The organism is Rahnella sp. BIGb0236 (genome assembly GCF_004364755.1).
Taxonomy (GTDB): domain Bacteria; phylum Pseudomonadota; class Gammaproteobacteria; order Enterobacterales; family Enterobacteriaceae; genus Rahnella; species Rahnella victoriana.
In genome coordinates this window covers 65,618-78,906 of record NZ_SOAO01000004.1, presented here as the reverse complement: position 1 = coordinate 78,906, position 13,289 = coordinate 65,618, and the positions used below count along the sequence as shown (strand labels likewise).

Annotated in this window: 10 protein-coding genes; 6 read left to right on the top strand and 4 right to left on the bottom strand. The window is 55.6% G+C overall.

The window, feature by feature from the left end; genetic code table 11:
- Positions 1 to 217: 217 nt before the first annotated feature.
- From EDF78_RS10075 to EDF78_RS10060, 4 genes are all read right to left on the bottom strand, one after another.
- Positions 218 to 940 (bottom strand): DUF3053 domain-containing protein, encoded by a 723-nt coding sequence (locus EDF78_RS10075; protein ID WP_095924007.1) that lies wholly within the window; start codon positions 938 to 940, stop codon positions 218 to 220.
- A gap of 283 nt (positions 941 to 1,223) precedes the next feature.
- Positions 1,224 to 3,293, bottom strand: coding sequence for a glycine--tRNA ligase subunit beta (glyS, locus tag EDF78_RS10070; protein WP_133823023.1), 2,070 nt, complete (start codon positions 3,291 to 3,293; stop codon positions 1,224 to 1,226).
- 9 nt (positions 3,294 to 3,302) lie between these two features.
- Positions 3,303 to 4,217: a glycine--tRNA ligase subunit alpha gene (gene glyQ / locus EDF78_RS10065; protein WP_133823022.1), complete on the bottom strand. Its 915-nt coding sequence runs from the start codon at positions 4,215 to 4,217 to the stop codon at positions 3,303 to 3,305.
- Positions 4,218 to 4,405: 188 nt separating this feature from the next.
- Positions 4,406 to 6,412 carry an autotransporter domain-containing protein gene (locus EDF78_RS10060; RefSeq protein WP_133823021.1) on the bottom strand — a complete coding sequence of 669 codons (2,007 nt, stop codon included), beginning with the start codon at positions 6,410 to 6,412 and terminating at the stop codon, positions 4,406 to 4,408.
- Between the two features lie 193 nt (positions 6,413 to 6,605).
- On the opposite strand from EDF78_RS10060, the gene EDF78_RS10055 reads away from it, so the two are divergent.
- The 6 genes from EDF78_RS10055 to EDF78_RS10030 all read left to right on the top strand — a co-directional run bounded on the left by EDF78_RS10055 (position 6,606) and on the right by EDF78_RS10030 (position 13,238).
- The gene (locus tag EDF78_RS10055; RefSeq protein WP_133823020.1) at positions 6,606 to 7,178 is read left to right on the top strand and encodes a DNA-3-methyladenine glycosylase I; all 573 of its coding nucleotides are present in this window, start codon (positions 6,606 to 6,608) and stop codon (positions 7,176 to 7,178) included.
- On the top strand, positions 7,175 to 7,618 hold the full coding sequence (locus tag EDF78_RS10050; RefSeq protein ID WP_095924012.1) for an N-acetyltransferase: 444 nt from the start codon (positions 7,175 to 7,177) through the stop codon (positions 7,616 to 7,618). Before EDF78_RS10055 ends, EDF78_RS10050 begins: the two co-directional genes overlap by 4 nt.
- 221 nt (positions 7,619 to 7,839) lie before the next feature.
- Positions 7,840 to 8,502 (top strand): OmpA family lipoprotein, encoded by a 663-nt coding sequence (locus EDF78_RS10045; protein WP_133823019.1) that lies wholly within the window; start codon positions 7,840 to 7,842, stop codon positions 8,500 to 8,502.
- A gap of 113 nt (positions 8,503 to 8,615) precedes the next feature.
- Positions 8,616 to 9,623: a substrate-binding domain-containing protein gene (locus EDF78_RS10040; RefSeq protein ID WP_095924014.1), complete on the top strand. Its 1,008-nt coding sequence runs from the start codon at positions 8,616 to 8,618 to the stop codon at positions 9,621 to 9,623.
- A gap of 142 nt (positions 9,624 to 9,765) precedes the next feature.
- Entirely contained in the window at positions 9,766 to 11,892 is a 2,127-nt protein-coding gene (locus EDF78_RS10035; RefSeq protein WP_133823018.1) for an alpha-galactosidase, read from the top strand.
- Positions 11,893 to 11,951: 59 nt separating this feature from the next.
- Entirely contained in the window at positions 11,952 to 13,238 is a 1,287-nt protein-coding gene (locus tag EDF78_RS10030) for an MFS transporter (protein ID WP_133823017.1), read from the top strand.
- Positions 13,239 to 13,289: the final 51 nt, after the last annotated feature.

Below are 13,289 nucleotides of genomic sequence, written 5' to 3'. Positions count from 1 at the left end.
CAATATTAAAAGCCTACAGAGATCACACGGATAAGATGAATTTCATAAATAAACTAATAGAGCAATAGCCTGTTTGTGAATAAAATCACAAATTATGATTTTTTATTATTGTTCTGCTTTGTGATCAACGTCATATTCGCATTATTGCATCCGGTTTCAACTCATAAAAAAGCCACGCATTTGAGCGTGGCTTAAGTTCATCACAACACTAACTGGCTTAGTTGCCGAAATCGCCCTGCGCCACTTTTTGCGCCTGAAGCAATGTCTGCTGTTTACCCACCAGATTCGACATCATGGTGTTGTACTGCGTGGCCTGTTGCTGCGTCGGGAACTGCACGCCGCCGTTGGCGAAAGCAACCTGAGTGCCCTGCTGTTGCAGGAAATCACCCACAGACGCGATATCCTGCGTGAAGCTTTGCAGTGCAGGCACCAGCGGCGTCAGCACGTTTGCAGGCTGGGTCACCACGTTGTTATACACCTGACCGTAAACGGCTTTCAGATCGTCCGGTTGTTTCAATGCCGCCATCGCGGTGTCGGCTTTCACTTTTGAGTCACGCAACTGCGCATTCAGCAAGCTCAGCGTGCTTGCCGCCTGTTGCAACGCGCTGCGCTGAGTCATGTAATCCTGCGGCGTACGCACCTGACCAATCGCGCTGACCACTGGCACCAGGCTGCCTTCAACGGCACCTTTCATCTGGCGGGAGAATGACAGAATGATGCCGTAGTCATTCGCGTAATTACCAAAACGTTGTTTCTGATCTTCACTCAGCGACGGCAGATTTTGCCCGCTGCGCATCACGGTATTTTGCAAATAATCGATAAAGGCTTTGCGTTGCTCCGGTTCTTTATCGCCGCATGCAGTGAGCTGAAACACCACCAGCAGTGCGATAAACGGCGCCAGCCAGCGAGAAAATGCACCGCTTCTGATCCCTACAGCCATGAGTCCTGACTCCTGATTTCAATGTTCTTTTACCGGCCAGTTCCCTGCCGATGCTGTGCATTCCATGCGGGTTATAGAATAGAACAATTGGGGGGAGAACGCTTTTTAAAAAAGCGTAGAAATTGGCATCCGATAAGGTGCCTTGCTCCTCCCCCTGCGAAGGGGGAGGTCGGGAGGGGGTTTTAATGACAAAACAAGGGTCAACGCATACCTCAACTTTTGATGTTGCTGTAATACCCCACCCCAACCCTCCCCTTCGCAGGGGAGGGCGCAAAAGCTAAATTTACTGAAGCAGCGAAATATCCGCCACCTGCAGGAACAGCTCCCGCAGTTTAGACAGCAGCGTCAGGCGGTTGATACGAATCGCTTCGTTCTCATCCATTACCATGACGGTGTCGAAGAAGGTATCGACGGTTTCGCGCAGCGCAGCCAGTTCCACCAGCGCTTCTTTGTACTGACCGGCAGCAAACAGCGGTTCCAGTTTGTCGCGCAGAACCACCAGATGCGTCGCCAGTTTCAGCTCAGCAGGCTCTTTCAGTACGGAAGCGTGAACGTGATCCAGCAGAACGTCCGTGGATTTCGCCAGGATGTTGGACACGCGCTTGTTGGCCGCTGCCAGCGTTGCCGCTTCATCGAGCGTACGGAAGTAGCTCACCGCTTTCACGCGCGCATCGAAATCTGCCGGTTTGGTCGGACGACGTGCCAGCACAGCCTGAATGGTATCGACCGCGTGACCTTCTTCCTGATACCACGCGCGGAAACGACCGAGCATGAAATCAACCACTTCATCAATAACCTTGGCGTTGGTCAGCTTGTCACCGTACAGGCGCACCGCTTCTTCGGTCAGGGTTTGCAGATCAAGCGGCAGGTTTTTCTCAACGATAATGCGCAGAACACCCAGCGCGGCACGACGCAGGGCAAACGGGTCTTTGTCGCCTTTCGGATGCTGACCGATGCCGAAGATACCGGCCAGTGTGTCCATCTTGTCCGCGATTGCCAGCGCACACGCCACCAGCGAAGCCGGTAACTCGTCACCCGCAAAGCGTGGCTGATACTGTTCGTTCAGTGCCACTGCGACGTCTTCCTGCTCGCCGTCGTGACGCGCATAGTGCATGCCCATCACGCCCTGCGTGTCGGTGAACTCGAAGACCATGTTGGTCATCAGGTCGCATTTTGACAGCAGACCGGCGCGTTTGGCGTTCTCGACGTTGGCACCGATTTTCTCAGCGATCCAGCCAGACAGCGCCTGAATACGGTCGGTTTTGTCACGCAGCGTCCCCAGCTGCTTCTGGAACAATACGGTTTCCAGACGCGGCAGGTTATCTTCGAGACGTTTTTTACGGTCGGTATTGAAGAAGAACTCGGCATCGGCCAGACGCGGACGCACCACTTTCTCGTTACCGGAAATGATTTGCTGCGGATCTTTCGATTCGATGTTGGCCACAAAGATGAAGTTCGGCAGAAGTTTGCCCGCAGCGTCGTACACCGGGAAATACTTCTGGTCGCCTTTCATGGTGTAAACCAGCGCTTCCGCCGGAACCGCCAGGAATTTCTCTTCGAATTTCGCGGTCAGCACCACCGGCCATTCGACCAGAGACGCGACTTCTTCCAGCAGGCTTTCGCTCAGATCGGCGATACCGCCAATCTCTTTCGCGGCTTTCTCGGCATCCTGTTTGATAATCGCTTTACGCTGTTCGTAATCCGCAATGACTTTGCCGCGTTCCAGCAGAATCTGTGGATACTGATCGGCATTATCAATCGTGAATTCAGGCTCGCCCATGAAACGGTGACCGCGAACAGTGCGCGCAGACTCGATACCGAGAATTTTCGCCGGGATCAGCTCATCGCCTAACAGCAGGGTCACCGTGTGAACCGGACGCACGAACTGCACGTCGGAATCGCCCCAGCGCATCAGTTTAGGGATTGGCAGTTTAGACAGTGAGGTGGCGATCATCGCAGGCAGCAGTTGTTGCGCGCTTTCGCCTTTGACGTGCGCACGGTAAACCAGCCATTCGCCTTTGTCGGTGACCAGACGGTCGGCCTGATCAACGGTGATACCGCAACCGCGAGCCCAGCCTTCAGCGGCTTTGCTCGGTTTGCCTTCGGCATCAAATGCCTGCGCCACAGCCGGGCCGCGTTTTTCAACTTCGCGGTCAGCCTGGGATTCATGCAGACCGGAGACTTTCAGCGCCAGACGGCGCGGTGCGGCAAACCATTTGACGTCGCCGTGTGGCAGATTCGCCGCATCCAGCTCCGCAGTCAGGTTAGCTGCAAAAGATTCAGCAAGGCTGCGCAGAGCCTTCGGTGGCAGTTCTTCCGTGCCGATTTCCACCAGAAATGTTTTTTCAGTCATTGACTTATCTCACTTCTCGTTCTTTTTGCACATCGGGAAGCCCAGCACTTCGCGGGAAGCGTAATACGCCTCAGCTACCGCTTTAGTCAGGGTACGGATGCGCAGAATGTAGCGCTGACGTTCAGTCACAGAAATCGCTTTACGCGCGTCGAGCAGGTTGAAGCAATGGGCCGCTTTCAGGATGCGCTCGTAAGCAGGCAAGGCCAGTGGATTTTCGAGTGCCAGCAGGGTTTGCGCTTCTTTCTCGTGCTGTTCAAAACAGGTGAACAGGAAATCGACATCGGCGTATTCGAAGTTATAGGTGGATTGCTCCACTTCGTTCTGATGGAACACGTCGCCGTAGGTGGTTTTGCCCAGCGGACCGTTGCTCCACACCAGATCGTAAACGCTGTCCACGCCCTGAATGTACATCGCCAGACGTTCCAGACCGTAGGTGATTTCACCGGTCACGGGTTTACATTCCAGACCGCCAACCTGCTGGAAGTAAGTGAACTGCGTCACTTCCATGCCGTTCAGCCACACTTCCCAGCCGAGACCCCAGGCGCCGAGCGTCGGGTTTTCCCAGTTATCTTCTACGAAGCGAATGTCGTGGATCAGCGGGTCGAGGCCCAGCTCTTTCAGAGAGCCGAGGTACAGCTCCTGAATGTTTTCCGGTGACGGTTTGATCATCACCTGGAACTGATAATAGTGCTGCAGGCGGTTCGGGTTCTCGCCGTAGCGGCCGTCAGTCGGACGACGTGATGGCTGAACATAGGCTGCCGCAAAAGGCTCAGGGCCGAGTGCGTGCAGGCTGGTCATCGGGTGCGAGGTGCCTGCGCCGACTTCCATATCCAGCGGTTGAACAATGGTGCAGCCCTGCTGCGCCCAATAATCTTGCAGTGTCAGGATCAGGCCCTGAAATGTCTTGGTATCAAACTTTTGCATGTTGGATTCGCACGCGAGAAAGTGGGTTTAAAGAGAGTGCGACAGTATACCCGCTGAACGGAAGATAATCAGCCAGAATGACTAAGATTGGAGTCATTGAAGTCAGTTTGCATTCCAAAAAATACAGAACGGGATAATAGAATGGAGACAAAATCTGATGACAAAGGGGCTGAACGCCCCTTTAGCCTTTAAAACCGTGCGCTCAGCCCGGCGTTATAAGAGGTTTGTTCGCCGGAATCCAGCCCGGTGGTTTGCGAGATCGCAGCAAAAGCCGAAATGCTGTGGGTGATCTGCACGTTGAGGCCAGCGGTCATATCGACCCAGTCGTCGTCCTGCTCGCCGGTGGTACGGCTGAAGCGGGTGCGGGTGGATTTGATCGCGCCGGTGGTGCTGTAAGTTTTATCGCCAAACTGACGGTCATAGGTCACCTGCGCATACGGATTCACGATGCCCAGTTCGGCATTCAGACGCCAGCCCAGCGCGCCGATTTGTGAATGGGAAGTCTGATCACCAAAACGCATCGAGGTGCTGTTGTTGCCTTTTTCACTGTAGGCTTCCACGCTGCTGTAATCCCAGCTGTACTGCGCCACCGGCCCGGTTTTCAGCACCGGTAAAACCGGGAAATCCCAGCCTGCGGTCACGCGCCAGCCCATCTGTTTACCGTCCGTTTCACCGCGCTCGGTGCGGGTAGCGGGGCCGAGGGTGATGCTGCGTTTGATATCATCATAATTAAGCGAACCGTAGTGCATATCGCCGTTGATCCAGCCGTTTTCGGCGATTTTGATGCCGGTGAACACCGTCGCCATTTTGCCGCGCGTGCGGTAGCTGTAATGGTCGCTCGGATCATCCTTATCATCAGAACCGGAAAGCATCAGCCCCATCATCCAGCGATCGGCAAACTGGTAATCCATACCGATATTCAGTGAGTTAGACGTCAGATCGCCATCGCCCAGACCGAGTGACGGATTGAATTTGCTGTCCGAACTTTGTCCGGCATATCCCCCGAACATGCCGAAGGTTCCGGCGTCGTTGTCCTGCGTGCGCAATTGCTGGTAACGGCTGTCGAGCAACCCTTGTGTATTCCGCGCCAGCGCCAGCGAGCCCTGACTCAGCGCGGAAACTTCCAGCGGGCCATCAAGCACTGACTGCATATATTGCGCAATCAGCGCGTGCGCCTGAGGTGTCGGGTGGAAATGGTCGGAAAACAGGAAGGCTTTGCTGGCGTCGAAGCCCGGCAGATCCGAGGTACATTCCGAGGCGGATGTGCCGACCGGACAGGCGATACCGGCGGTATTGGCGAAACCGTACAGCGCCGGATCGGCCACCACTTCGTTGAACAATCCGTTGATGTCCACACGCGCAATATTGCCGCCGGTTCTGGCCAGCGCGATATCTTCGGTGGTGTTGTAAGTGTCCGTCAGGCCGCCCGCAACGCCTTTCAGGGCGTCATATGCCGCCGCCAGCCCTTTGGCGAGGGTCTCCTGAATCAGCGGGATGTTTGAACCTTCGGTGGCCGCGGCCGCCAGCGCATTATGGATGGCTTCGGTGCGCGCATCGGCGTCCGGCGTATTTTGCGCATTCAGATACTGGTAGGCCGCTTCCAGCGCCTGTTGCTGCACCGGCAACAATCCGACCTGGATCACGCCTTCCATCAGCACCGGCGTCAGGCCGATATTCGGCACTGTCGGCACGACGACCGTGCCTGCACCGGCTTTCAGTAAATCATTCACCTGCGAGGCGGCCTGCGTCGCGCTGTTGGTGGCGATTTCCACCGCGGTGATCGGGTTAAGGCTCAGCGCCGCCGCCGCCAGATCATTGCCGCCAATCCAGTGAATATACAGCCCGTTTGGATCGGCTTTGCCGCCGGTCGAAGCCAGATAAGCTTGTACCTGCGCCTGCGTGGTGTAGTCGGAATCCAGCCCCGGTACCGCGACGCCGCCGCCTTCGGCATAGTTCAGGCCGCCTTTTGAGGAAGGGGTTAAGGTTGTGCCGATGTTGCCCGCCAGGATTTCGTCATAGAGCTGATGCGAACTGCTGTCGAACGTCCAGCGGCCAATATTGCCGGTGTCACTCAGGCTGTCGCCGAAAACATAAAGCTGATCAAAAGCCTGTGCGGGAGCCTGTAACCCCAGACACAACGCCACAGCAAAAGTGCCTTTCGTGAGGCGCAAAACGGAACTCTTTCTGCCTGCCATAAATGTGATTTCCCTAAAATATGGACGTTTCAACGCTATGATTAAACGTAAGGAATGCGTAATGATTGGCTTTAAATATTGTTCAGATCCGACCAGCGTCAAGGCGGGGGTGTGTAAATTGCGACGTTGCAGAGTTATCCGAGAACCCACACACTGAGGCCCGCGCAGTTAAGCCGTTTACAAGGACAACCCCATGGCGACCACCCGATGCAGCTGGGTTTCGAAAGAACCGATTTATCTCGAGTACCACGATAAGGAATGGGGCGTCCCCATCAAAGATGGCCGCACGCTGTTTGAAATGTTGTGCCTGGAAGGCCAGCAGGCCGGTCTGTCGTGGATCACCGTGTTGAGAAAACGCGACAGCTATCGCCAGAATTTCCACCACTTTGACCCGGTGCGCATCGCGAAGATGACCGATGACGATGTCGAGCGTCTGGTGCTCGATGCGGGCATCATCCGTCACCGTGGCAAAATCAAAGCCATTATCGGCAACGCGCAGGCGTATCTGGCGATGCAGGCCAGCGGCGAAGACTTTGCAGAATTCATCTGGAGCTTTGTCGGGCATCAGCCGGTCATCAATACTCCGCTCGGCCCGGAAGGCGTTCCGGCGACCACTTCGGTGTCCGATGCCATGTCGAAAGCGCTGAAGAAGAAAGGGTTTAAATTTATCGGCTCGACGATTTGTTATGCCTTTATGCAGGCCGCAGGGCTGGTGAACGATCATCAGTCTTATTGCTTCTGCCATCCGGCGAATCAGCCGTCATGATCCGCGCTGCGCGGCCCGGCGATACCGACGCCATTCTTATGCTCTGGCTGCGCAGTTCATTACTTTCCCATGCTTTTATTGCTGAATCCTACTGGATTGAAAGCCTGCAAATGGTCAGGGAAGAATTTCTGCCCAAAGCCAGAACCTGGGTTGATTGCGACGAAAATGATCAGGTTTGTGGCTTTATCAGCGTGCTGAATCAGCAGTTTATCGGCGCGCTGTTTGTGGAAGCCTCGCATTACGGTGACGGCACCGCGCAGCGCCTGATGGCGGCGGCCAAAGAGGAATATCCGGTGCTGTTGCTGGAGGTGTATCAGCAAAACGACCGCGCGGTGGCGTTCTATCGCAAGGAAAAGTTTGAAGTCACTGCCAGCACCCGCCATCCCGGCACTGACATGCCCACGTATATTCTGCGCTGGTATCGTCCCCTTTCTGAATAAGTTCTGAAAATCCGTAAAAAGACAAAAACGGATATCCGGAATTCTCCTACTGCTTAACGCCCCGAAATTGCGCATAAAGAGCGCCGGAACGCCGCAGGACTGATGTCCTCCCGTTGCATTTGTTTATGTTTTGACACCTTTTTCTGTGCAACTTGTCGGAAAGCGCACAGTCATAATGCAGCGGTGAAGTTCTGAATAATAAACATCCTGAAGGAAATAAGATGAGCAAAAGATTACTTGTGGTTGCGGGCGTACTTTGCGTCACGATGGGCCTGTCTGCCTGTACCACTAACCCTTACACCGGCGAATCAGAAGCAGGGAAATCCGGCATTGGCGCCGGTATTGGTGCCGCGCTCGGCGCAGGCGTCGGTATGCTGTCTTCTTCTAAACACGATCGCGGCAAAGGCGCGCTGATCGGCGCGGCGGCAGGCGCTGCACTGGGTGGCGGTGCGGGCTATTACATGGATGTGCAGGAATCTAAACTGCGCGACAAAATGAAAGGCACCGGCGTCAGCGTGACCCGTCAGGGCGATAACATCGTGCTGAACATGCCAAACAACGTGACCTTCGACACCAACAGCAGCACGCTGAAACCGGCAGGCGCGAACACGCTGACCGGCGTGGCGATGGTGCTGAAAGAGTATCCGAAAACCGCCGTTAACGTGGTCGGTTACACCGACAGCACCGGCACCCGCGCGCTGAACATGAAACTGTCACAGCAACGTGCGGACGGCGTGGGCAGCGCACTGATCACTCAGGGTGTTGAAGGCAGCCGTGTTCATACCACCGGTGCAGGCCCGGACAATCCGATCGCCAGCAACAGCACGGAAGCCGGTAAAGCGCAGAACCGCCGCGTGGAAATCACGCTGAGTCCGTTGCAGTAAAAATCTGAAACGCTGCAATACCCCTGATAACAGCGGGGCCACATGGCCCCGTTTTGTTTGGCTTGTGATATTCTCCCGCAACGTGTCTTCTCAACTGCGTTACGGGTGTCAGTATGTCTCTGAAAGCTATCGCGAAAGATCTCGGTATTTCCGTGACCACCGTCAGCCGTGCGCTGAACGGTTACGATGACGTTTCAGCAGACACCCGCGCACGGGTTCAGGCCGCCGCCCGGCTTCGCGGTTACCGCCCGAATACCCTCGCCCGCCGGTTAAAAATGGGTAAGATCGACGCCGTTGGCCTCATTTTCCCCTTCACTTCCCATCCGTTAAGCAACTCTGCGTTTATCGAAATGGTCGGCTGCATCACCCGCGAACTGGCCAAATATGAAATCGATTTACTGCTGGTACCGGATGAATTAGGCACCTTTTCCTGGCGGCGTCTTATCGAAAGCAAACGCGTCGATGCCATGCTGGTGGCGCATACGCTGGATAACGATCCGCGCCTGCTGGATTTGCAGCAGCGTCATTTCCCGTTTCTGGCGCTCGGTCGCAGCGGCTGTCTGACGCAGGATTACGCCTGGTTTGATTTCGATAACCGTGCCGGTATGCAGATGGCAGTCGATCATCTTGCCGCACTCGGCCATCAGCGCATCGCGTTTCTCGGCGAGAACAATCAGCAGTCTTTTATCGGACAGCGTTATCAGGGTTATCTCGACGGATTGCAGGCAAACGGTCTGACGCAAGTTCCGGATTACATTCACAAAATCAGCCCCAGCCGTCGCGCCGGATATCAGACCACGCAGGCGTTGCTGGCTTTACCGGTGCCGCCTACGGCGATAGTCTGCGACTGCAATATGCACGGCGAAGGCGCGGCGCTGGCGTTGCACGAAGCCGGTCTGTTGCTCAGCGGCGGCGTGTCGCTGATTATTTTTGACGGATTGCCGTCCGACAGCGTGCCCGATGTCGCCGTGACCGCCGTCCGGCAGGGCACCCGCGAAGCGGTCGGGCTGCAAATTGCCACCATGACTCTCGCGCTGATCCGCAATGAACCGCTGACGGATTTACAGGTGCTCTGGCAGCCGGAATTACAGGCAGGCGTCACCGTACATCCACCACGCTGATATTTCCCCTTCCGGTTATTTTTCCACCCTATATCACAAATCTGACGATTCACATTTCCCATCCGAAACGTTTCGGATCAATAGTTACACCATCAAATCGCGTTTTTTGCAGGCGCGTTTCTTCTGACGGAGTCGTGAAACTATGGAAAACCAGATCGTCCATTTAACCGCCGCGCACACCAGCCTGATCGTCCGCTGCACGCCGTTCGCCGAAATCCTTTACTGGGGAAAGCGCCTCAGCCAGTTTTCAGCAGATGACCTGATTTCCCTGAGCCGCGCGGTACCGAACGGCCGCATTGATGTCGAAGCGCCGGTGAATGTCAGCGCCGATACCGGGCGCGGTTCTTTCGGCACACCGGGCGTGGAAGGCCATCGCGACGGGCTGGACTGGTCGCCGGTGTTCAATACCACGCAGGTGAAGCACGAGGGAAATCAGCTCATCATCACCACCGAAGACGCGATTGCCGGGCTGCAATTTCGCAGTGAATTGCGCCTCGACGACAGCGGCGTGTTGCAGGCGCGCAACAGCCTGACCAACCTCAAACCCGGGTCCTATCAGGTAACGCGGCTGGCCGTCACGCTGCCGCTGCCGGAGCGTGCCGGTGAAGTGATGGCGTTTCATGGCCGCTGGATCAAAGAATTCCAGCCGCACCGCACGCAGCTTGATCACGGCGGCATCATTCAGGAAAACCGCCGTGGCAAAACCTCTTCCGAATATTTCCCTGCGATGATGATCGGTCATCCGGGTTTCAGTGAGGAACAGGGTGAAGTCTGGGGCCTGCATCTGGGCTGGAGCGGCAACCACCGCCTGCGCGCCGACATCAAAGTGGATGGCCGCCGTCTGGTGCAGGCCGAAGCCCTGTATTTCCCCGGCGAACAACGTCTTGAGCAAGGCGAAACGCTGGAAACACCGTGGCTGTACGCCAGTTATTCCGCCAGCGGCCTGAACCGCATGAGTCAGCAATTCCACCGCTTTGTGCGTGAACAGATTTTGCGTTTCCCGACAGAAAAACCACGACCAGTGCATCTCAATACCTGGGAAGGGATTTATTTCGATCACGATCCCGGCTACATCATGCAGATGGCGACTGAATCTGCCGCGTTAGGCGTGGAACGCTTCATTATCGACGACGGCTGGTTCCGGGGTCGCGACCATGACCGCGCCGCGCTGGGTGACTGGTATCTCGACGAGAAGAAATACCCGCACGGCCTGAAACCGGTGATCGACCACGTCAAAAAACTCGGCATGGAATTCGGTATCTGGGTCGAACCGGAAATGATTAACCCGGATTCTGATTTATACCGCGCGCACCCGGACTGGCTGCTGGCATTGCCGGGCTATCAGCAACCGAGCGGGCGTCATCAGTTTGTGCTCGATCTGAACAATCCGCAGGTGTTTGATTATCTGGTGGAACGCATGAGCTGGCTGCTCGGCGAGCACGATGTGGATTATGTGAAATGGGACATGAACCGCGAAATCGTTCAGCCGGGACACCAAGGCCGCGCGGCGCTGACAGCGCAAACGCAGCAGTTTTACCGTTTGCTCGATGTGCTGGGCGAACGCTTCCCGCAGATCGAGTTTGAATCCTGCGCCTCCGGCGGCGGCCGTATTGATTTCGAGGTGCTCAAACGCAGTCACCGGTTCTGGACGTCGGACAATAACGACGCGCTGGAGCGGCAGAAAATTCAGCGCGGCATGAGCTATTTCTTCCCGCCGGAAGTGATGGGATCGCACATCGGCAACAAGTTGTGCCACGCCACCTCGCGCCAGCACAGCATCGAATTCCGTGGCCTGACCGCCCTGTTCGGCCACATGGGCATTGAACTGGATCCGGTGAAAGAAGGCGATGCGGAACGCGCCGGTTTCGCCAAATACACCCGCCTGCATCAGCAGTTACGCCCTTTATTGCACAGCGGCGATGTTTACCGCGTGGATACCCATGACGGGACGGTGCTAATTAACGGCGTGGTCAGTGCAGACGCCGACAGCGCAGTATTTCTGGTCAGTCAGCTGGCGATGCCGACCTGGTCGCTACCCGGTGTGTTACGGGTGCCGGGGCTGAAACCTGATGCGCGTTATCGCGTGACGGTGCTGGATGAACCGCCATTGCTGGCCGGCGGCGGCAGCGGTCACACCATGCGGGTGCAACCGGCATGGCTGCATGAATCTCCGGTGCTGAGCGGCGAATGGCTGGCCAATGCCGGGCTGACCCTGCCGGTACTGGATCCGGAAAGTGCCCTGCTGCTGGGCTTCGAAGAAATCAGATAACAACAAAAAAACGCCGGTGCGACAGTGCCGGTTTTCATGGTTTCGGCAAGGAAATCACTATGAACCCTACACAAACTTCCGATCGTTGCTTCTATAAAAAAAATACTAACTTCTGGATATTTGGCAGCTACTTCTTCCTCTATTTCTTCATTATGGCGACCTGTTATCCGTTTTTACCGATCTGGCTTTCTGACGTGATCGGTCTGAGTAAAACGGAAACCGGCATCGTCTTCTCCAGCATGTCGCTGTTTGCCATTCTGTTTCAGCCGGTTTTCGGCATCATTTCCGACAAGCTCGGCCTGAAAAAACATCTTCTGTGGGTCATCGCGGTGCTGCTGTTCCTGTTTGCGCCGTTCTTCATTTACGTCTTCGCGCCGTTGTTAAAACTGAATATTGTGCTCGGGGCCATTCTCGGCGGCGCGTATATCGGGTTCGTGTTTGCGGGCGGTTCCGGCGCCACGGAGGCGTATATCGAAAGGGTCAGCCGTAACAGTTCGTTTGAATACGGCAAGGCGCGGATGTTCGGCTGCTTCGGCTGGGGGATTTGCGCCTCAACGGCGGGCGTGCTGTTTAATATCAACCCGGACATCGTGTTCTGGATGGGGTCCGGCGCGGCGATCATTTTGATGATTTTGCTGCTGATTGCCCGTCCGCAGGAAAATAAAAATGCGCAGGTTCTGGATAAACTCGGTGCCAATCAGCCGCAATTCTCGCTGAAAACGGCGGCTTTGTTACTGAAAGAACGCAAACTGTGGATGCTGATTTTGTATGTGATCGGCGTGGCCTGTGTGTATGACGTGTTTGATCAGCAATTCGCGACATTCTTCAAAACCTTTTTCGCGTCTCCGCAGCAGGGCACGGAAATGTTCGGTTATGTCACCACGGCGGGCGAGCTGTGTAACGCGCTGATCATGTTCTGTTCGCCGTGGATCATTAACCGCATCGGCGCGAAAAATACGCTGCTGCTGGCGGGCACCATTATGTCGATCCGCATCGTCGGTTCGTCCTTTGCCACCACGGCGATTGAAGTCATTCTGCTGAAAATGCTGCACGCGCTGGAAGTGCCATTCCTGCTGGTCGGCGTGTTCAAATACATCACGCAGATTTTTGATGTCCGGTTCTCGGCGACCATTTATCTGATCGGATTTAACTTTGCCAAACAACTGGCCGCGATTTTCCTCTCGGCGTTCGCGGGCAATTTGTATGACCGTATCAGCTTCAGCGATACCTATCTGATCCTCGGCGGTATTGCCTTTGGCGTGACGATCATTTCGGCGTTTACCCTGAGCAGCAGGCCGAAGGTGGAGGTGGTCCCGGTGGTACAAACGGCAGAAGGATTGCGCTGACTTACGGGATGCAGCCTTTCGGCACTCTGTGCTAGTCTCCGTGGGACAAGC

Bases quoted from the DNA above. Each gene is read 5' to 3' on its own strand.
- EDF78_RS10075 (WP_095924007.1), bottom strand. From the start codon at position 940: ATGGCTGTAGGGATCAGAAGCGGTGCATTTTCTCGCTGGCTGGCGCCG.
- glyS (WP_133823023.1), bottom strand. From the start codon at position 3,293: ATGACTGAAAAAACATTTCTGGTGGAAATCGGCACGGAAGAACTGCCA.
- glyQ (WP_133823022.1), bottom strand. From the start codon at position 4,217: ATGCAAAAGTTTGATACCAAGACATTTCAGGGCCTGATCCTGACACTG.
- EDF78_RS10060 (WP_133823021.1), bottom strand. From the start codon at position 6,412: ATGGCAGGCAGAAAGAGTTCCGTTTTGCGCCTCACGAAAGGCACTTTT.
- EDF78_RS10055 (WP_133823020.1), top strand. From the start codon at position 6,606: ATGGCGACCACCCGATGCAGCTGGGTTTCGAAAGAACCGATTTATCTC.
- EDF78_RS10050 (WP_095924012.1), top strand. From the start codon at position 7,175: ATGATCCGCGCTGCGCGGCCCGGCGATACCGACGCCATTCTTATGCTC.
- EDF78_RS10045 (WP_133823019.1), top strand. From the start codon at position 7,840: ATGAGCAAAAGATTACTTGTGGTTGCGGGCGTACTTTGCGTCACGATG.
- EDF78_RS10040 (WP_095924014.1), top strand. From the start codon at position 8,616: ATGTCTCTGAAAGCTATCGCGAAAGATCTCGGTATTTCCGTGACCACC.
- EDF78_RS10035 (WP_133823018.1), top strand. From the start codon at position 9,766: ATGGAAAACCAGATCGTCCATTTAACCGCCGCGCACACCAGCCTGATC.
- EDF78_RS10030 (WP_133823017.1), top strand. From the start codon at position 11,952: ATGAACCCTACACAAACTTCCGATCGTTGCTTCTATAAAAAAAATACT.